This is a genomic window from Algoriphagus antarcticus (genome assembly GCF_002150685.1).
Lineage (GTDB): Bacteria > Bacteroidota > Bacteroidia > Cytophagales > Cyclobacteriaceae > Algoriphagus > Algoriphagus antarcticus.
The window spans coordinates 1-19740 of the sequence record NZ_MSSW01000005.1 but is presented as its reverse complement, the minus strand read 5'-3'; the positions used below and the strand labels follow the sequence as shown (position 1 = coordinate 19740).

16 protein-coding genes and 1 pseudogene are annotated in these 19740 nt (G+C 40.3%); 1 reads left to right on the top strand and 16 read right to left on the bottom strand.

Annotated features, from left to right (window positions below):
- Positions 1-8 precede the first annotated feature (8 nt).
- From BVH04_RS03610 to BVH04_RS03550, 13 genes are all read right to left on the bottom strand, one after another.
- Positions 9-3425 carry a SusC/RagA family TonB-linked outer membrane protein gene (locus BVH04_RS03610; RefSeq protein WP_086539974.1) on the bottom strand — a complete coding sequence of 1139 codons (3417 nt, stop codon included), beginning with the start codon at positions 3423-3425 and terminating at the stop codon, positions 9-11.
- Positions 3426-3603: 178 nt separating this feature from the next.
- Positions 3604-4638: a FecR family protein gene (locus tag BVH04_RS03605; RefSeq protein WP_086539969.1), complete on the bottom strand. Its 1035-nt coding sequence runs from the start codon at positions 4636-4638 to the stop codon at positions 3604-3606.
- Positions 4639-4783: 145 nt separating this feature from the next.
- The gene (locus BVH04_RS03600) at positions 4784-5437 is read right to left on the bottom strand and encodes an RNA polymerase sigma factor (RefSeq protein WP_086539968.1); all 654 of its coding nucleotides are present in this window, start codon (positions 5435-5437) and stop codon (positions 4784-4786) included.
- A 365-nt stretch (positions 5438-5802) separates the two neighbouring features.
- On the bottom strand, positions 5803-6678 hold the full coding sequence (locus BVH04_RS03595) for an NmrA family NAD(P)-binding protein (RefSeq protein ID WP_086539973.1): 876 nt from the start codon (positions 6676-6678) through the stop codon (positions 5803-5805).
- A 489-nt stretch (positions 6679-7167) separates the two neighbouring features.
- Complete coding sequence (locus tag BVH04_RS03590; RefSeq protein ID WP_086539967.1) at positions 7168-8556, bottom strand: Gfo/Idh/MocA family protein; 1389 nt, start codon at positions 8554-8556, stop codon at positions 7168-7170.
- 143 nt (positions 8557-8699) lie between these two features.
- Positions 8700-9656 (bottom strand): phosphotriesterase family protein, encoded by a 957-nt coding sequence (locus tag BVH04_RS03585; RefSeq protein ID WP_086539966.1) that lies wholly within the window; start codon positions 9654-9656, stop codon positions 8700-8702.
- A gap of 5 nt (positions 9657-9661) precedes the next feature.
- Positions 9662-11020 (bottom strand): FAD-dependent oxidoreductase, encoded by a 1359-nt coding sequence (locus BVH04_RS03580; RefSeq protein ID WP_086539965.1) that lies wholly within the window; start codon positions 11018-11020, stop codon positions 9662-9664.
- 2 nt (positions 11021-11022) lie between these two features.
- Entirely contained in the window at positions 11023-11811 is a 789-nt protein-coding gene (locus tag BVH04_RS03575; protein ID WP_086539964.1) for a sugar isomerase domain-containing protein, read from the bottom strand.
- A 74-nt stretch (positions 11812-11885) separates the two neighbouring features.
- Complete coding sequence (locus BVH04_RS03570; protein ID WP_169714352.1) at positions 11886-12803, bottom strand: ROK family protein; 918 nt, start codon at positions 12801-12803, stop codon at positions 11886-11888.
- A gap of 6 nt (positions 12804-12809) precedes the next feature.
- Entirely contained in the window at positions 12810-13595 is a 786-nt protein-coding gene (locus tag BVH04_RS03565; protein ID WP_086539962.1) for an SDR family NAD(P)-dependent oxidoreductase, read from the bottom strand.
- 3 nt (positions 13596-13598) lie between these two features.
- The gene (locus tag BVH04_RS03560; protein ID WP_086539961.1) at positions 13599-14306 is read right to left on the bottom strand and encodes a GntR family transcriptional regulator; all 708 of its coding nucleotides are present in this window, start codon (positions 14304-14306) and stop codon (positions 13599-13601) included.
- Between the two features lie 180 nt (positions 14307-14486).
- A complete protein-coding gene (locus BVH04_RS03555; protein ID WP_086539960.1) occupies positions 14487-15680 on the bottom strand; it encodes a Gfo/Idh/MocA family protein in 1194 nt (397 codons plus the stop codon).
- A gap of 30 nt (positions 15681-15710) precedes the next feature.
- A complete protein-coding gene (locus tag BVH04_RS03550) occupies positions 15711-16640 on the bottom strand; it encodes a sugar phosphate isomerase/epimerase family protein (protein ID WP_086539959.1) in 930 nt (309 codons plus the stop codon).
- Between the two features lie 313 nt (positions 16641-16953).
- Between BVH04_RS03550 and BVH04_RS03545 the strand changes: the two genes are divergently transcribed.
- On the top strand, positions 16954-17664 hold the full coding sequence (locus BVH04_RS03545) for a 3-keto-disaccharide hydrolase (protein ID WP_086539958.1): 711 nt from the start codon (positions 16954-16956) through the stop codon (positions 17662-17664).
- 303 nt (positions 17665-17967) lie between these two features.
- Here the strand turns inward: BVH04_RS03545 and BVH04_RS03540 are convergent, their stop codons facing one another.
- The 3 genes and pseudogenes from BVH04_RS03540 to BVH04_RS03530 form a co-directional block, all read right to left on the bottom strand.
- Positions 17968-18264, bottom strand: coding sequence for a hypothetical protein (locus BVH04_RS03540; protein ID WP_086539957.1), 297 nt, complete (start codon positions 18262-18264; stop codon positions 17968-17970).
- A gap of 273 nt (positions 18265-18537) precedes the next feature.
- The gene (locus tag BVH04_RS03535) at positions 18538-19395 is read right to left on the bottom strand and encodes a sugar phosphate isomerase/epimerase family protein (RefSeq protein WP_116116468.1); all 858 of its coding nucleotides are present in this window, start codon (positions 19393-19395) and stop codon (positions 18538-18540) included.
- A gap of 6 nt (positions 19396-19401) precedes the next feature.
- Positions 19402-19740, bottom strand: a pseudogene (locus BVH04_RS03530) (polysaccharide pyruvyl transferase family protein); the annotation flags it as partial.

Genomic DNA, 19740 nt, shown 5'->3' with positions numbered 1-19740 from the left:
CCATTAAATTAAAATTTGATGTTAACACCCATGTTTATAGTCCTTGTCAAAGGATAGGGCATGTTATTAGCTGCTAACGGAGTGTTCTCTGGGTCAATCCCTGGTAAAAGTTTACTCCAGGTAATCAAATTATTCCCATTGATGTAAAACCTCGCAGAAGTAATACGCAAGGCATTTAATGCTTGCTCACTGAGGCTATAGCCTATCTCAGCATTCTTCAGTCTCACATAACTTCCATCTTCTACCCAGTAAGTTGACGATTGATAGCTGTGATTGTACAGTTGTCCATCTTCTGTCAACCTAGGGAAGTTTATCGGTAGTCCGAGTTCAACTCTTTCTGGTGTCCAGCTTTCCAATAAATAATTTAAAGCGCCTGAATTTTCAAAAAAGCCTCTGTTCTGCCTTCTCGAATATTGAAAAGAAACATTGCTTGCTCCTTGAAATAAGACAGAAAAGTCAAATCCCTTATAGTTAGCTCCTAAAGAGATACCAAATATTTCCTCAGGAAAGTTAGAGTAGCCGATAGGCACCTCGTCATTAAAATCAACGACCCCGTCCCCGTTAATATCTTTATATTTTATATCTCCAGGCTGGATTTTATTACTGTTCCACTGCGATATCGGTCTGTTTGCATCATTGACTTCTTCCCAAGAATTGTATAAACCTTCATCTACCAGTCCAAAAATCTGCCCAAGTCTCTGCCCAGTACGCATTTGGTAGGAATATGGTCTGTCAACCTCATCCTGGAATTCAATCTTATTTTTTGCAAACGTGTAATTTGCCCGTACAAAATATCCAACATTGCCTATTTTATCATTGAATGAAATATCACCGTCAAAACCCTTGTTGGACATTTCTCCGAAATTATAGGCTGGTAAAGTTGCTCCAACTATAATAGGTACAGTATTTAGACTTGCAAGAATATTATCCCTGTTCTCTTGAAACACATCTGCAGTTATATTCACTTTGTCTTTCCACAGGGCAACATTAATTCCTATATTCTTCTTTATTGCTCGCTCCCAGGTTAAATTTGGGTTGCCCAATCTTCCTTCTATAGCATAAGGTTGCCCAGTATAGTTACCAGCTACCTCTCCAAAATAATATCCATTTGACCCAATTGTGTATGCTGATGGTCGGAAAAGAAATCTGGAATTAGGATCAGAGAAATCTCCAATTCTATCGTTCCCCACTTCACCATAAGATCCTCTAAATTTCAGACTGGTCACCCAATTGTTTTCTGGAAAAAATGCTTCTTCGGATACTACCCATCCAAGTGAAACTGCTGGGAAAAAGCCAAATCGTTTGCCTTCCGCAAAATTCTCAGTTCCATTATACCCAAACGTGAATTCAGCTAAGTACCTGTCGTCAAATTCATAGGTAGCTCTTCCGACGATTCCCTGAAATCCATTTGGAACCAAGAAAGCCAAGCTTGGATCAAAAAGCTTGGTTTGATTATAGTTAACCAATCCAGTCACATAATGCTTTCCAAAAACTCGATTATACTCAATCCCTAATTCAGCGTAGGTTCTTGTATTTTTATCAATTTGTTGACTAAAACCAAAGGGACTGTCAATACCTTGCGGTACAAAATTAACTCCACCTTCAGGAAGTTGGATCGCATTATAGGTTACAAAACCATCATTTCTCCTATTGACTAATGTTTCAACATTATTATTTTGATAATTGACTATTCCGTGAACTGATAGACCCTCAGTGATAGATCCTAGATCATAATCCAATCTGACTGAGCCTTGAAGATAATTTCTGAATCTTCTATTGTATCCCTCTGAAAACAACAGACCAATAGGATTTGTCACAGCCCCCTGACCGATTAAATTAACTACTCTGTTATCAATAATACCTGGAGAATTTACCGGATTTGCTCTAAAAGCTGACTCAATTATTCTTGTGGTAGAGTTATTACTTCCTTTACTGTCTTCAGTTTGAGAAGAAATATCGACTTTCAAACTTAGATTTTTTGTTACTTCAAAATTGAAATTGGAACGGAAGTTATACCGCTTGAAAATTCGATTTGCATCAAACTCCTCAATCTTAGCAGTATTGTTAAAAAGCCCTTCCTGAGTAAAATATCCTACCGACACGAAATATTTAACCTTCTCAGTTCCGCCGCTTAAATTCAGATTGTGTTGAGTTTGCAAGGAATTTTTCTTGAAAAGCTCATCATACCAGTTTGTATTCGGAAAAAACAGCGGGTCTTCACCTGTCCTATACATTTCTATAGCCTCATCCGAAAATTTTGGAGTGTATCCACCGGAGATGTAGGAGTCATTTGCCATAGCTTGATTAAATGACCTCGCATAATCATAGCTATTCATTGGATCGCCCAAATTGGTAAAGGTTTGAATACCTACGTTAGAAGTAATACTTAATTGCGGTTTCCCAATCGTTCCTCTTTTGGTGGTAATAAGCAATACACCATTTGCCCCTCTCACGCCATATACTGCGGTACTGGAAGCATCTTTTAAGATTGTAATATTTTCGATTTCGTTCGGATCGATATTATTATAATTATTTACCTGAATCCCATCAACTAATATCAATGGATCAGCTGACCCCGAAAACGTACCTATTCCACGAATCCTTAGTGTAGATTGATCATTACCCGGTTCACCACTTCCCTGCACTGCCAATAGGCCAGGCATCCTGCCCACCAATGCATTACTGACATTCGCAACCGGTGATTGAAGTAAGGCTTTGGTGTCAACTGAAGAAATAGAACCGGTAACAGATTCCTTTCTTTGCGTACCAAAACCGACAATAACAACCTCCTCAAGTGAAGAATAATCTGCGTTTAGCGTCACATTAATGACTTGCTGCTCACCAACCTCAACTCTTTGGGTTTCAAAACCAATGAATGAAAAAACCAAAATGGCATTCTGGTCTTGGACACTAATTTCAAAAAACCCCTCTCCATCAGTGACTACACCAGTAGTGCTTCCTTCCACTTGGACTGTAGTTCCAGGCAAAGGCATTCCACTAGGATCTTTTACCTGACCTTTTACCAAAATCACAAACTCAGAGGTAATAACTTCCTCTACATTTTTTGATCGCTTTGTATCAATTCCGTTATTGACTTGCCTGAAATTGAGTCCGGTTTGAGGAGAAATTTCCTTAAGGAAACTCTCTACTGATCCTTTCCTGTTTTTGAGAAGAATTATTGCTGATCTATTAATTTGCTTTGAGTCATACAGGAAATTAAATGACGTCTGACTTTCAATTTCATTGAAGAAGTCTTTTAAAGTCAATTCAGATTTGTCAATTTTCACAATGACATCTTCAATCGACTTATATTGGCCATTGGCCACGCTTGCTAGTACAAATGTCAAAAAGAACATTTGTAGTACAAACCCGTATAGGAAATACTTAGACAACATATAGATTGTCTTTTGTAAATTTAAATTCATATTTTTAAATGGTTTATCGATAGTTTCTTTAGACCTGGCTTGCAGAGAATCCTCATTCCCCAATGATTCTAGTTCTCTGCGGCCATCCACAAAAGCCAACTCCCCTTGGGGCAGTTGGCTTTTTTTAAGAAGTATTTGGTAAGTTTTTCATGGTTTTTTTTGGGTTATTATGTTAGACTTAGAAATTAATTGAAACTGCTTTTTTGTCAATTTTGAATTCAAAGGCCTCAATGCTTGACATACTTTCCAGAATCATCTCCAGGGACTGGTTTTCAAACTTGCCTGTAAAACTCCAATTCTTAGGATAAGCTCCTGCCACAGTAATCTCGACACCGTACCATTGCTCCAGTCTCGATCTCACGTCATCAAAAGATGAATTCCTGAAGATCAACTTCCCTTCACGCCAGCCTTGTACAGCTTCTGTATTAAAGGTCGAAATAGTACCTTCTCTCGTACCAGTACTAAAATCAAGTTCTTGACCTGGATCCAAAAAATAAGAAGCATCACTGATTTGGGAGTTGACTAATACTTTTCCCGTTACAAGAGATACTTTAAGCTCATTGGTATTAGTGCTATTGATATTAAACGAAGTGCCCAAAGCAGTAGTCACCAAACCTCCGGAAGCTACTTTAAATGGTTTATTCACATTTTCCACTACTTCAAAAAATCCTTCCCCTCTCAATTCCACATCCCTAAAGGCGCCGTTAAACACCTCTGGATACATTAAAGAACTTCCTGAATTTAACCAAACCATAGTACCGTCAGGCAATCTAAAAGTTATCTTTTCTCCCCAATTGGTACTTTTGATAATCCATTTTTGACTAATAGCAAAAGTTGGTTCTTCAGGTTTCTGTAGATTATAGTAAAGAACAGGCAGCAAAATGGTAAATACCAAAATCGCTGCGATTTTTAAAGCCCTGCTAAATCCTCTTGAATTGAACCTTTTCTGTATTGATCTGCCCCTATTGCTATTTTCTTCATTGAAGTTACTTTCCAAAAGCAATCGATTGAGTACTTGCTTTTTCACATACTCACTAGCTTCTCTTGAGGGAAATTGAAGGCCTAAAATCATTTCTCGCGCCAATTTAATATCAGCAATTCTTTCAGGATTGGCTTCCATCCAGCTTTGCCAGTATTTATTCAGCTTTTTTTCTGGGCTTTTTACCCATCTGATAAATTCAGGATCTTCTAACAGGTCATTTATTTGACTCATTTCAAAAACAATAGTTAAGGTGCTTCATACTGTAAAGCAGAAAAACCTCAAAACAACGTCTGTTATTTTGAGGTTTTTTCCATTTATTTTTTGAAGACCTTGAATAGGCATTTATGGCACTACAATTACGTACTACCTACGTAACCTAAAAACACAAGATTCTTAAAGCCAAAATAAAATAAAGCGGCAGGTAATCTAAAGATTCTCTCAGTAATCTAAGCGACTTGTAAACAATGTCTCTGGCAGATTTTGTGCTCGAAAGTTCCATAAGTTCGGAAACCTGCTTATAGGTCATTCCCTCAAAATACAGATAGTAAACTGCTTCACGCTGTCTTGGCGAAAGCTCCTGAATAGCACGATTGATTCGCTGAGATTTTTCTTCGTTTACTTGGCTTTCGATCAAAATCTGCTCATGCGAAAAGGTGATTTCAAAACTTAATTTTTCATCAAATTCTTCCTTCTTACCTAGCCATCCCTTGAGCTCTTTTAGAATCTTTGATTTCAGACATTTGAAAAGAAAAAACTTGATAGAACTAGTGTCTCCTATCGTATTGCAATTTTGCCGCAAATCAAAAAACACATCGTGAATCGCATCTTTTACTAATTCGTCATTTTGGGAAATCCTGCTCCCATATCTAAAAAGTAAATCAAAATAAGTCTCATAAATAAATATAAAGGCTGATTTGTTACCTTGTTTGAAAGATTGCCAAACCTCAAAATCACTGTAAATTTCGTCTACTCCAACGGAAAAGTGAGAATTATTAGTAATGGGAAATTCTACTTGAGGCTGTTCTTTCATTTGTTATTTTGGGTATTGGTCTGTCAAATAAAGGTATTTTGCCAAAAATTCAAAATATTTTGAATGATAGCTTTTGACCTTAATTTTTAGAACAGCTACTCTTAATTGAATTTATTTTATAGTTAAAAGTATACCGATGTATTTAAGAATCTGCTACTTCCTACTTCATTTTATTCACTTTTTGACACGATAAAATGAAAGCACTAAAAAAACCAAATCAGATAAGAACTACTCTTTAATAAAAACATAAAATGCTATTTATCAGCACTTTTGAAGATTATATAGGCAATTAGGAATGATTTAACGACTTAAACCAAACACCTTTTTCCATATCAACTCCTCGCTTTTCGTTGTAACTTCAAAATTCAGATCACCAAGAATTTCTCTTCCTCCCGCTCCAAAAACTCTCTTAAGACAGTTGGCTTCTTCCCTGTTAGCTTGTGAAAATCATCTGTGATTTTAGGTTCACTTTGTAATCTGGGTAAGAAATGAAGTATAGTCATCACGAGCGCGAAGTCACCTGGCATTCCCTCCTTTTTCTTTTTGAAGTAAAAGCTGATTGGGTTAAGGGTTTTAAATTGAATTTTCTTCCCTAGGACTTCACTCATCAACTTAGTCACTTTCTGAAAGCTTCTGTTTTCACTCCCTGTGATTTCGTATGCGCTATTCTGATATTTCTCAAAATATTCGATCAGGATCGCAGAAGCTTCTCCAATATTTGCCACATCTATCCAGTTGAATTTTGCATTTCCGGAAGGAAGTGTGATACAATAATGTTTTACAATTTCAGGAAGTAAAGTGGTTGTCAAATTCTGCATAAAATAGCTGGGCCGGACAAATATGTAATTGAATCCAAAGGACTTGATCAGCCGCTCTATTTTGTTGTGTGGAATAACTTTGCTCTTCTCTGCTCCCTGCACAGAGAGGAACACAACCTTATTTATTCCAGCTTCTTTAGCCGCTTTCAAAAGAGGATCGAAGAAAAGAGCTACATCTGAAATCTGAGGTGGCCTCAGTAAAAAGAGGACATCAATATTCTCGAAAGCTGAATAAAAGCTCCTCTCATCGTCAAAATCAAAAGTACTAAATGCCAAATCTGTGTACTCCGAAAAAGCATGTTGAGCCTTTCGGATATCACGAACGCCGGCTATTACCTCAATTTCACCAGTAGATCGACATAGATAATGGATTACCTCTCTCCCGATATTCCCTGTTGCACCTGTGACTAATACCCTCGTCATATCATTTTCAACTAATTTAAACCCCAATTACTAACTATAGAAAATCCCCTGCTCTGCACTTTGAAATCAGCTGGCAAAAGATGCCGTCATTGATATTTTAAGGTAATGTGACTGTTCGCTATGTTGCACGTAAATGGTTGGAATCAATGTTTGAGGATCAGTTTCGGCTACTCCCCCTTTCCAAAGGGGGTTAGGGGGATTTTTACATGTGAAAGCCAAATATATTATTGATACGTGCAAGATCACGGATACTCATTTAAGGTAATTTGTATGTAGCTTTTCTGCCAGTAAGCGAATTCTCTTTGGTCAACGGGTTGGAAGACTGAAGACCGAAGTAAACCAGAATTCAATGTGTCTTTGGACCTTCGATCCTATAAATTTTCTACTGGCAAGATTCCGTATAATCACATAAGGTAATATCAAAAAGAGAAAAGTTCAGCCATTACAGGATGGTAAATCTGAACTTTTCTCTCCTTTGCAAAAGAATGACTACACCAGTTTCATCCCCACTGGATCCCAGAGAATAGGTTTTTCCTGTGCTATGCTGAGATTGCAAGCGAGTGATGGCGCTGCCGCTCTCAGACCAAATTCTGCATCTTCCAAAATTGGAGAGCCTGTTCTTACCCCATTGAAGAAGGTAATCATGTGGTCAACCCGATCATCATAGCCTTTTGGAGCTTCAAATTTGACAGCCTCATTTTTAGTAAAGCCTCCACCCTTTTCTGAACCATACTTATCAACATACCATTTTTGAAATTCTTGCTTTTGCTCAGCTGAAAAACTGGTGTAAGAATCATATCCTCCAAAGCCAGGAGCAGCCTCTCTTTTGAGTGTTTGAACAGTAAAATCATTCCATCCTATCGTGATCACCCCATTGGTGCCCACTAGCTTCAATCCAAATTCTCCCTTTCCTTCGCCATCGCACAGGTTGACACGGGTAGTTACTTGGAAAGAATCATGCTGCTCAGTTTTAGGATAGGTCATCAATGCGTTGATCACATCATACGCGTCACGGCCATCCTTCCAATATTTCAAATCCCCAGCACTGAATATTTTATTCGGTCCTTTCGAATCGGTGATGGCGTGTACCGTCGTCAATAGGTGTACGATCAAATCTCCAGCCGCACCAGTTCCATAATCACTGTAATTTCTCCACCTAAAAAACCGGGTAGCATCAAAAGGGATTTTGGGTGCATAACCTAGAAACGTATCAAAATCGACCGTCTCAGGACTGGCATCTGTAGGAATGGAATAATTCCATGCTCCCATCGCTGTACTTCTGTCACAATAGGCCGACACAAAAGTCAAATCTCCTATCACTCCTGACTGCAGTACTTTCTTAGCTTCCAGCACCGCCACTGAACTTGCTCTCTGGCTTCCCACTTGAAATACTTTCCCTGTTGCCTTTTGAGTATCTATGATTGCCTGTCCATCTTCGATGCGCTGCACCATCGGCTTTTCGCAATAAACATGTTTCCCAGCTTTCATAGCATCAATAGCGATTCGCTGGTGCCAGTGATCGGGAGTGCAGACTAGAACCGCATCTATATGCGGTCTGGCTAGGATCTCACGATAATCTCTGGTTGTAAAGAGATCTTTACCATATTTTTCCTTCGCATATACTAGCCTTCCTGAGTAAAGATCGCATGCTGCTGCAAGCTCTACTCCATCGATGGTCAGCGCAGCATCAGTATCGTAGTGTCCAATAATCCCTGCACCGATCAGTCCAATTCTAATTTTGTCATTTGCCTGAGATTTCAAATCAGGTTTTAGCAATATACTTTTTGCAGCAGCTGAGCCTGCCACACCTGTTCCTACCGAAACTAAGGCTAGGCTTCCTCCTGCTTTTTTCAGGAATTCCCTGCGTTGATTTTTCATGTTAATTAGGTTAGAGTTATGTATCTATTTGATTTTCTGCTTTGGTTACTTTACTACTGATCAATTCATTTCTCGCTATTTTGTACCTGAACAATTGGCTTTTTTTCTTATTATTGGATTCCAGCTACTCAATACTGGTCTTCTCACTTGAAGAATGAAAATAGGTTTCTTGGAGTATCGAAGAAGATGTTTTGATAATATTCCTCCAATCCTTTTTCTTTAAGAAAACCAGGAATTGTCTCAATCAGATACGTCAATCCTGGCCCGCCGCCGTAGCTTTTCCAATAGGCATTTTTCGCCATATCCATCCCCAAGGTAATCTGCTGAGAATAGTCAGGCAGCAAATTTTCCAATAATATTAAAGTATGGTTAGGCTCGCCTGTTTTCCAGCGAAAAGCTGAATCATATTCCACCCTCACTCCCACATCCAGCACAGCCCGATTATAATCCACTTCTTTTGCCCGATCCACATGAGAAAGGACTACATGATCCAATTTGGCTCCAAGCTTTTCAAAAAGCTTCGCCTGCTCTAAGGCTTGCCTGCCAAAATTAGTATGTGTCAAAATCGGAGCTCCTGTGGCTAAATGAGCATTGACCACAGCCCGGAATATCTTTTCCTGATGAGCTGAAAAGGCATCATCTCCGGTGGCGAGTTTGATCAAACCCGCCTTGTGGGGTGTACGATTTACGATAGGGCCAGAATAATCAAATTGATCGATTCCCTCCTGTATATCAGCAATAAACAAATCGCTGAGCTGATCCTCAGAATACGTGTATCTCCAATGTGTCTCAGGATAATAAATCTCCAGAAGAATACCTGTTGGTGCTATGATGTTAACTCCACTTCGGCGGCTTACCTCGGCTAGTTTCAGAGGATTCCTGCCACAGTTGGCGGGCGTGGTTTCTACCACTGTTTGACCTCCCAGGGATTGAAAATCACTTAACTCTTTGGATACCTTTTCCACATCGTTCAGCAGGAACTCTGGATGTGAAGCTGTAAGATAGCTATCTTCTATGATGATGTGTTCATGAGAATAAGTCAAGCCCATTGCTGATGAGGCTACATCTCCTAGGACAGATCTAAAGAATGGATTTTTCATATTTTCTAATTATTTGACCAGCCGTCCCTGGAAGTGTCTGCGACCTTAGAAGGAAATTCCAAAATTGCTCCAACCTCGAGAAGTGTGGTTTGCAAATCGCTGATTGATATATTTTTAGCGTCTGAATCTCTCGCAAGCGACTGAACTGCCGCAAAACCAGCTGCCTGCCCCATACTCATCGTCTGAGCCATGGATCGACACGAAGCATGCGCATCGTGCGTAGCTGAAAAGCAACGCCCAACCACCCAAGTATTCATGCTTTGCTGAGGAATCAGGGTGCGATATGGCACTCCATAACTTCCTCCTTCTGGCACATATTGCCAGTACGTTTCTGAATTGCCATCATTGCCCTTTCGATGATCCTCAATCGGTGCACCACATAGAAACACCTGATCCTCAAACTGCCTCGCTGTCATGCAATCCTCTTTGGTCAATCGGTATTCTCCAAAAACTCTTCTGGTCTCCCGTACTCCGATCTGATGAGAAAGACCTATAATCTTAGCATCCTCATAGCCTGGAACTTCCGCCCTGAAAAAATCCTCGAAAATAAAGGATTGTCTTCGGCCTTCAATCTCAGCTCCGGTGATTCCTTCTGGAGTCAATGGATCGAAGTCCACCACTTTCACCGCCACAGTGGAAATACATTTTGGCTGACACATCTCATGAGCCGAACCTTCTTTTCTAGGAAGAGGATGCTCTCCTGAAGCATAAGCTTCGCCCATCTTTGCTTTAAGCATTTTTTTCCCTCCAGCTGCTTCATATACATCCAAATCCACATTTGACATCCGGAAAGTCGTGGTCATACTTTGTGCCGGTTCATTTTCTCCTGCTTTTTCATACCGCAAACCAGCCCAATGACAATAGTCCGCATCACCCGAAGCATCGATGATCCGCTTGGCTGTGATGGTAAAAAAACCTATGCCTTTGTGGAAAAAAACACAGATTGAAATCTCTCCCGTTTTTTCAACACTTACCAAAGTGCTATGGTAAAATAACTCAACTCCGGATTTTACCAATAACCTATCCCAGATTTGCTTCAACTTCTCAGGATTATAATTCACCCCAGTTCCTGCCCCATAGGTATTTGGTCTCAAGAAAATATCCCCACTCTTATTTAATTCATTTACTACCCAGTCGGGTATGCCTCCTACGATTTTTCGAGGGCTTTCTGATGGGGTGAAAAATCCATAAAAAGTATCCAGCATCTGCGTAGAAGTCCCTCCTGCAAATCCATATCGCTCCGCCAGGGTCACTTTATACTTTCCCTGAGAAGCGGAAATTGCTGCAATCGATCCTGCACTGCCACTACCAATCACTAGGATGTCTGTGCGATACTTTCGGGAAATTGAAGTTGAAAATTCCATTTTTAGAAATTTTGAGGTCCCACGTTTTGATAAAGTTTTGCCATGATGTGTGCATGCTCATCGTAAGCGGCTTCGAACAGCTCTGCCGCCCGTGCATCTCCGATAATTTTTCCACTGCTAAGTACTTTCGGGCTTTTGCCATTTTTCTGAAGAATAGCCGCTACTTCAGCCTTTACGGTATTGATTAGCAATACCCCGCCCAGCGTAGATCCGGGTGAAACTGGAGTGTCCAGTCCATCCACGTATATCATAGCGTCGCCCAGTGGCGCGCCAGTATCCAGTACATAGTCAGCGAAATCGATCAGTTTTTTACCATCTGCTCTTTTCGAGGTACTACCTTCCAAATGCTTGCTACTTACCAATGCCACTACTTTTACCTTACGCTTTTGGAGTTCCTCTGCCATTTCTATAGGTACGACATTGCAACCGCTGGAAGAAATAATCAACGCAGTATCGACTGCGGTAATGTCAAAATTCCTTAAGATTCGAGCAGCAAAGCCTGGTACATTTTCCAAAAACATGGCTTGTCGTTGCCCATTGCTGCCAATTACCAGATTGTGAAAAGAGAGGGATAGCTCCACGATGGGATTGAATCCTGGGAAAGACCCATAGCGCGGCCACATCTCTTCAACCATAATACGACTATGTCCAGACCCGAAAAGATGCACCATTCTTCCCTCTAGAATGGAGTCGGCAAAAAGCTGAGCAACTTCCTGAATCATTGGCTCCTGAGCCTCCACGACGTCTATTATTTCACGTCCCTTATTCAAATATTCTCTTGTATAGCTCATGTTACTATTTTGATTATCTACAGTGTTATTTGTAAGCTTAAATTATTTGATTTGAAAGACGAAAGAACGAAGAATCAGTCTCCTTTCTTCCGTCTTCTTGCCAGAAAAGCTGCACCAATTGCACCAGCAAATCCTTTATAATTTGCCTCTTTGATAGGCACATGCTCTCCGCCAGGAGACCATTCGTAAAGTGTCATGAACTCTCTTAACGGCTTCATTAGCATTTCCCCGGCACCACTGCTGATTCCTCCTCCCAACACGATCAATTCAGGCGAATAGGCATTGATCAAAGAAGCCAAGGCCACCGCCAGCTTTTGTATGGAAGAAAGCCACCAATAACTTGCTAAGGAATCACCTGCAGCATACCCGCCCACCAAGTCCTTGACAGAGTCAAATTTCCCGTCTGTTCTTTCCTTTACTGAGAAATTGCCGACAGCATATTCCAAACTGCCCACCATATTAGTCATCGTTTTTGCTCCTAAATGATCTATAGCCATGTGCCCAAAATGCCCAGCTCGCTGCATCGCACCCTGATAAAATTCACCATTGATAATCACGCCTCCACCTACTCCCGTCCCCAGAGTGAGCATCAGCATATTTTTGATCTTTTGGTTTTTGTAAAAAGACTCATACTCTGCCAGACAGGCTGCATGACCGTCATTGACAACCACAATTTCACGGTTCAGCTCGACTGACCAATCCAATCCTTCGATCCCCTGAAGTCTCTCAGGCATATGTAGTATTTTGCGATTGGAAACGTCCACCAACCCAGGCGCAGAAATTCCACAGCCTAATTTTGAATGATCTTCCGCTGCAAATTCTTTTGTTTTTTCGGCAATCAACTCGATGATTTTACTTTTCCATCCCGTCAAGGATACGGCTGAGTCATTTGTGGCATATTCCTGCTGATCCAGAATTTCTCCTGATTCATCCAGCACCACCAATTTGATTTGTGTGCCTCCAATATCGATTCCTAAATATCTCGTCTCCATCAGCATCTATTGATATTGTCCCTCACTAATCGACCAGCCCCCATCGATCGCGAGTACTTGACCTGTAATAAAATTAGAATCCGGTGCCAAAAACATCAGCACTGCATTCAGAATATCCTCTGATCTTCCGGGCCGACCACCATCCAACGGCTGCTTGGATTTGAGAAAATGCTGGATTTGTTCATTTTCCATTGCACGCCGAGCCATGGGAGTTTCAAAAAGACTGGGTGCGATTACATTCACGCAAATGCTATGACTGGCGTAATAGGATGCAATTGATTTTGAAAAGCCAACCACAGCAGATTTGGCAGCAGCGTAAGCATGCGTGACAAAGTATTTTGGTGAAGGAGAAAATCCCAAGACCGAACCCATATTTAGGATCATTCCCGGTTGTTTATGTTCCAAAAAATAATTGACCATCGCTCTATTGGATAGCATCATAGCAGTCAGATTTATTTCAAAAGTCTTATTCCAACCATCCAAAGTCAATTCATGAAGTGGGCCATCACCATATTTCCTTCCGCTACCACCTGCCACATGAAAGAGACCAGTGATCGTTCCAAATTCCTGATGGGCCATTTGAATTGCCTGATCAATCGTTTCTGGATGTGTTGCATCGCCACCCAATGCGAGGGCGGAAGCTCCCAATTTTCGCTTTGCCTCCCCGAAACTTTCGTCGTCTCTTCCTACGACCAAGACTTTTGCCCCTTGATTCTGTAAAGCTACAGCGGCCGCCAACCCCATTCCTGAGGTGCCGCCCATGATGATATAACTGCTGTTTTGAAAATCCATAAGTTATGCTTCAATGGTAAAATCGTCCGTATTGCAATAGGCAAACGAGTAAACAAAAAACCCTTCCCGATTGGTGGTCAGCTTTCTGATAATCTCCAGAATCGGAGCTCCGACGCCTAATTGAAGAGAATTGGCTAGTTCCTCCGTGGCAGGAATTGCTCTGAATTTTTGCACCACTCCCGTCATTTCTATGTCGTGATTCACAATCAGCGTGTCGAAAAGAGATTTATTGATAAAGGGAATTTCGCAAAAATCAGTCAGGTTACTGTTTGATAAAAAGGTGTTTTCCACCATAATCACTTTCTCCCCGGACATACGGATTCTGCTCATGAAAATAGATCCAGCCTGAATTTCCATTTCACTCAAAGCCCAGTAAAAATCGTCTTCCCATTGCGAGACCATAGGCGCTTGAAGGAAAACGGTGTCAATTTTATGCTCTTTCCCTTTCATGATTTCAGTGAAACCTTTGATGGAAAGCAATTCAATACTTTTACGTTTGAACTTGACTATGCTGCCCTTTCCCTTCTGTCGCTCTATCAGCCCTTCCGTTTCCAGATTGCTTAGCGCATTTCTCACTGTCATCCGGGCAATGCCATAGTGGGAACACAGTTCGTTTTCCGAAGGAAGCAAATCACCCACACGGTATTTCCCCTCTATAATAGATCTTCGAAGGTCTTTTTGAACTGTCCTATATCTTGCTGTGTCTTTCATTAATTGCTGAAAATTTATTCTGTATGTAGGCTTTTCTGTCAGTAGGCGAATTCTCTTTGGTCATTGAGTTGGAAGACCGAATACCGGAGTAAACCAGAATTCAATGTGTCTTTGGATATTCTATCGTATAAATTTTCTGTTGGCAAGATTGCGTGTATCCAAAAATTCTATTTTCTACCATTATGCTTGTGTCACTTTTTGAGATAATTCCCCAGAAATCTTATGTTTCAAAATTAACTTTTTGTCACCGTTGGGTAATTTTTCCTCTTTGATCAGAAAATGATCTGCATCGTAGGAGGCGTTATGCTTTTCATAAGTTACTCCATCTTCCCCTCTCCAATCTTCAAAGACGACTGGCTCCCAAAGTTTAGTCTCGGCACTTTTATAGGCTGCATCCAAAATTGCATTGACTACATAGCCATCATAAAAAGTTTCCAATGGCTCGCGCTTTTCCTCCAAAGCGGAAAACATATCCGTGAACATATTCGGATAGCCCAATTCATGCGCTTCGTCACCCACAGGAAAAAGCCAACCTTTATTCACTTCTGTTTTTTCGGCCACATATCCGTCGCCGCCACCTGTAGTAAAGGTTTCGAATCCTGTCCGGAGAAAATTATTGATCCAGACGGTTCCTTCCGTTCCCATCACCTCATCCCGAAGATCCATGCCGCCACGGAAACACCAGCTTACTTCAAATTGGCCGATGGCACCATTGGCATATTTGATCAGACCGATGGCATGATCCTCAGCTTCGATAGGATGTACTTGTGTATCCGCCCAACACATCACTTCGATGGGCTTCACCTTTTTCCCGATATAGTTTCTCCCAATTTCAATACAGTGACAAGCCAAGTCAATCATCGCTCCTCCTCCAGATTTCTCTTTGTCCCAAAACCAATCGCTATGTGGTCCAGGATGTGCTTCTCTGGATTTTGTCCAAAGGACTCTACCCAACGAACCATTTTTTATACTTTCTAAAGACTTTAAAAATTTAGGAGTGTAACACAAATCCTCCAAGTAGCCTGCAAAAATCCCAGCTTCCTCCACTAGGTCTAGCATACGCTTCGCCTCAGCAGCAGTTCTGCCCAATGGTTTGGTGCAAAGCACATGCTTTTTAGCTTTTGCGCAAGCGGCGACAGCTTCCTCGTGCAAGTGATTGGGCAATGAAATCACCACCACATCCACTGAGGAATGATTGATGGCCACTTCCATGTCGTCAGTGAAATCCTGAAAACCATAATCTTTGGCAAATCGCTGTGCGTTGTCTTTATTTCTCGAATACACCATGGTCACGCGGTCAATTCGACGTTGAGCATGGAGAGAAGTGGCATAAAATCGGGCTATAAATCCCGACCCTAACATGGCTATATTCATGATTTTTTGGGTTTAAAGTTTTAAGTTTTATTACCAGCCAAAGACCTTGTGCACAAATTGGCGGCTCATTTTCCAGTCTTCTTTGAGTTGGTTACTAGGAGTGAAATTATTTGGAAATGCTAACTCGATTGCAGCTTGGCCCTGGAAATTCTGTTTTTGTAACGCTTTGGAAATCGCCGTAAAATCTGTTGCTCCTTGGCCTACATATTCTGTCCAATCTCCATTTTCATATTGATCTCGAATGTGCAGATAGACGATTTGCTTGCCATAGGTATTGATAAATTCCACTGGATCTACACCACCACGAATCAACCAATTCAAATCTGGCCCCAGCTTAAGTTCAGGAACCCTAGCCAGCGTTCCTTTCAAGTCATGAAGTCCATTTTCTACTTCATAAGTATGATTATGAAGGTTGGGCTCAATGCCGTGATCCGCACAGATTTTCATCATTACTTTGAGAATTTTAGCCTGTGCATCCAATTCCGCTTCTGTTTTGGGATGGTCTGCCTCACCTACCGATACTCCGAAAGTAGTTCCGCCAACCTCAGCCAGCCTAGGTATTACAATCTTTAAGTCATCCGCTATTTTTTGAAATTGGCTGGCATCCCACATATCAAAGCCAACTCCATAAGATGAACCTGACACAGGAATGCTGTATTGCTTGGTGTATTTCTTCAGTCTTGTGACCGCATCATCGTGTCTCAAAATCGACTCCATCAATTCGATGCCATCCAGTCCAGCATAACTCATGTCTGAGAAAACAGACTCCAGATCTGGAGAAGCATCCCAAGTTGGCGGGAATTTACTGGCATAGACCCATAAATGACCGTTCACTCTCACCTTCTTCAAATCTAAAAACGATGCTGCCCCAAGTAGATTAGGGAAAAATAGTGCACCAGAAGTAGCCAAAAGTGACTTTTGGATAAAATCCCTTCTGCTCGAATGTTGAGGTTTACTCATGGTAAAATAGGGTTTGGTTGTTAATTAGAAAACCAAGATAGAAAACCCAACTTGTCTATACAAGTTGTATTTCATATATTTCAACTTGATATATTCGCACACTAATAAAACTCACCAAACCATATTGAGTAATTGAGTTTCACTACTGTGAAAATTAGTAGGTGCATTGGAATGAAAATACATGGATTAAAATAGTAATATTATTTAAAGAGCTTTTATCTTCAAATAAGCAAACTCCCGCTACGGCTAAAACCGATTTCGAAAACCAAATACTAAGTCACAATAGATATTTTTCAAAAAATCCATTTAAACCATGATTACTATCAAATTATTATCACTCCAGATTGGCACATTGGTTATGCTATCCTGCACTGCCAATAACCAAAGTAATAAAGTAGTAATAGCTAGCGAGAATCAGTCAGAAGAATGGACGTTATTATCCGAAGGCAATTCCCTAGATCAATGGGAGATGTATAACCAAAGTGATCTAAAAGGCTGGGAGCTAATAAACGGTGAACTGCATAGCACAGGCGCGGGCTGGGACGCAGGAGAAGATCTTATTACTAAAAAAGCCTTTCAAAATTTTGAATTGAACTTAGACTGGAAAATTGACTCCGCGAACAGTTCAGGGATCTTCTTTTATGTCCAAAAAGGAAACAACAATCCTATTTATGAATCAGCTCCAGAATATCAGGTAATGGATGATCAAGGCTGGCCCGAGAAAATGAAACCCGATCAGTACACTGCTGCCAACTATGCCATGCATGCCCCAAAAGGTGCCGTAGTTAAGCCATCTGGTGAATGGAATACTACTAAAATCATTGTCAATTACCCCAATGTAGAGCATTGGCTAAACGGTGTAAAAGTAGTGGAGTATGAGTTTGGAAGTGAAGATTGGTTAGCTAGAAAAGCTTCTGGAAAATGGGCTGATGTTCCCGATTATGGTATTGAAAAATCAGGACACATTGGCTTGCAAAATGCAGGACTAGTTACCTATAAAAACATAAAAATTAAGGAATTGTAATCACCTAGGTCATAGTTGCAGCCACGAGTTATAATATAGTTCTTATCCTATTAGGTCCATAAAAAAGCCTCAGAATTCTGTGGCTACTGGCATGAATTCTGATAATTATATTTCATTTTGTGATTATACGGAATCTTGCCAGTAGAAAATTTATAGGATCAAAAATTCAAAGACACCTCGAATTCTGGCTTACTCCGGTCATCGGTCTTCCTACCCATTGATCAAAGAGAATTCGCTTACTGCCAGAATACCTATATAGATTTTAGAGTTATTTACCAGTGTATAAACTAGTTAATCCGGAAATCAATCACCGCCTAACCCAGAATATTCCTGATCAATGTAGTTCTCAGCTGTGCTGCTGTTAGATTTGGAAAGGATGACTTTTTCGTAGTAAGTTACTCTTCCAATTAGGATAGTGTCCTCGGCTGAGATGTTGTCAACTGCTTTAGGATAGATTTCCAAGGAAATCCTGAGCTGATTGATCACAACCTTAGAACTGCTTACTGGATCGCCTTGGGCATTGGTTATGGTAAGTTCAACAGATCGCTTCCCGTATTTTTCAATATTCTGCCTGGCCTCATGCAATAGCTTCCTTTCCAAAAGACAGAAAGAATTTCAAAAAAACAGAGTACGAACAGAAAACCTTTATGTAATAGAGGATTGGATCTAATCTGAATTTATCTTCTTTTTCATGGACGTTTTGTGTTAAACACCTTACTTAGTAAAACCTAGAGCATCAGACTAACATTTTGCATAAGAATAGGTAAACGTCTGCGAAACACTTTCTATTCAAGTAACAACAAGGTTGAAGCGGCTACAACCCTTGGATTAAATCCTGCATCGGATATTGTGTATGCAGTGGATAAACTTTCTTTAATAGTTAACTTTTTTTAAGCCATTCAAATTAGCTTTCAAAATTGTCTCAACATCAGCATCTTCCACATGACCTAAAATGCCAAAATCCCCCTTGTAACCATTTTTTAACAATACGTCAATCATATCCTTTTCATAGTCTCCTTCCCCTATTGTAAGTATTTTAGGTCCCTCTTTTCTTAAACCGTTTAAGTTTACGGCCCAAAGGTAAGGCATCATCATACTAACCATTTCAGGAAAAGCTTCAATTTGATTGTGTGCATGATGGAAATTATAAACTATACCCAAATCTTCATTAGGTAAAGCATCAATTATTTTAATTTGATTTTTGGGTTCTCCAAACCAGTCTCCGTGATTATATAAAGCTATTTTACAGTCTAAGGCATTTGCTTTCTTACTTAGAAAAGCTATCATCTCAGCGCCTTTTTCTACAGCTGCATAGTCGGATAAATTTTCGAAAAAATTAGCATTGATACCAACCCATATTTGCCCTTTATATCCAACTTCTTCGACTATATCGAAGACTTTTTCATTCGAACCATTCAAACCGTTAATAGAATCCGAATTACCATCTATCCAAAGCCAAACAGCTATTACGTCTATCCCATTCTTCTCAGCAAGACTCAACTCAGTTGTCATAGATGTGAGATGCTCTTTTCTCCAATCATATGCATATTTTTTTATTCCAAGCCTCTTAAGCATTTCTATTCTTTCTTCCGGTGACCGTTCTAAACTGTCATAGGGAACTATACACCATGCGTATATAGTGTTGATATTTATAAGGTATTCTTCTTTTCCTTCTTTGCATGAGGCAATCATTATAATTGCTATGAATAATATTATTATATAGTTTTTCATTTTACTTTATTTTTTGATTGCCACTGTGAACAACTTATGAATACTGCCAACTCGCTCTTTGTATATGTCACTGACCTGATCCATACCTTTTCTAAGGTAAGCCTGTGCAGCAGGAAGGTCGGTCCATATTTCTCTAAGCCTATTAGTTATCTGACTTCCTCCAGTTTCTTCTATCTCAAATATCCAGTCATCAAATCCCAGATCATAGTACATCTGCCCTTTGATCGTATCCTCGGGCTGTCTGAGGTAAAAAAATGGAGTTCCGTTGACTGCTGCGATGATCGGAGAATGACATTCAAAACTCAAAACAGCCAATGCTTTACTGTAAACAGAGGCGGCTTCATA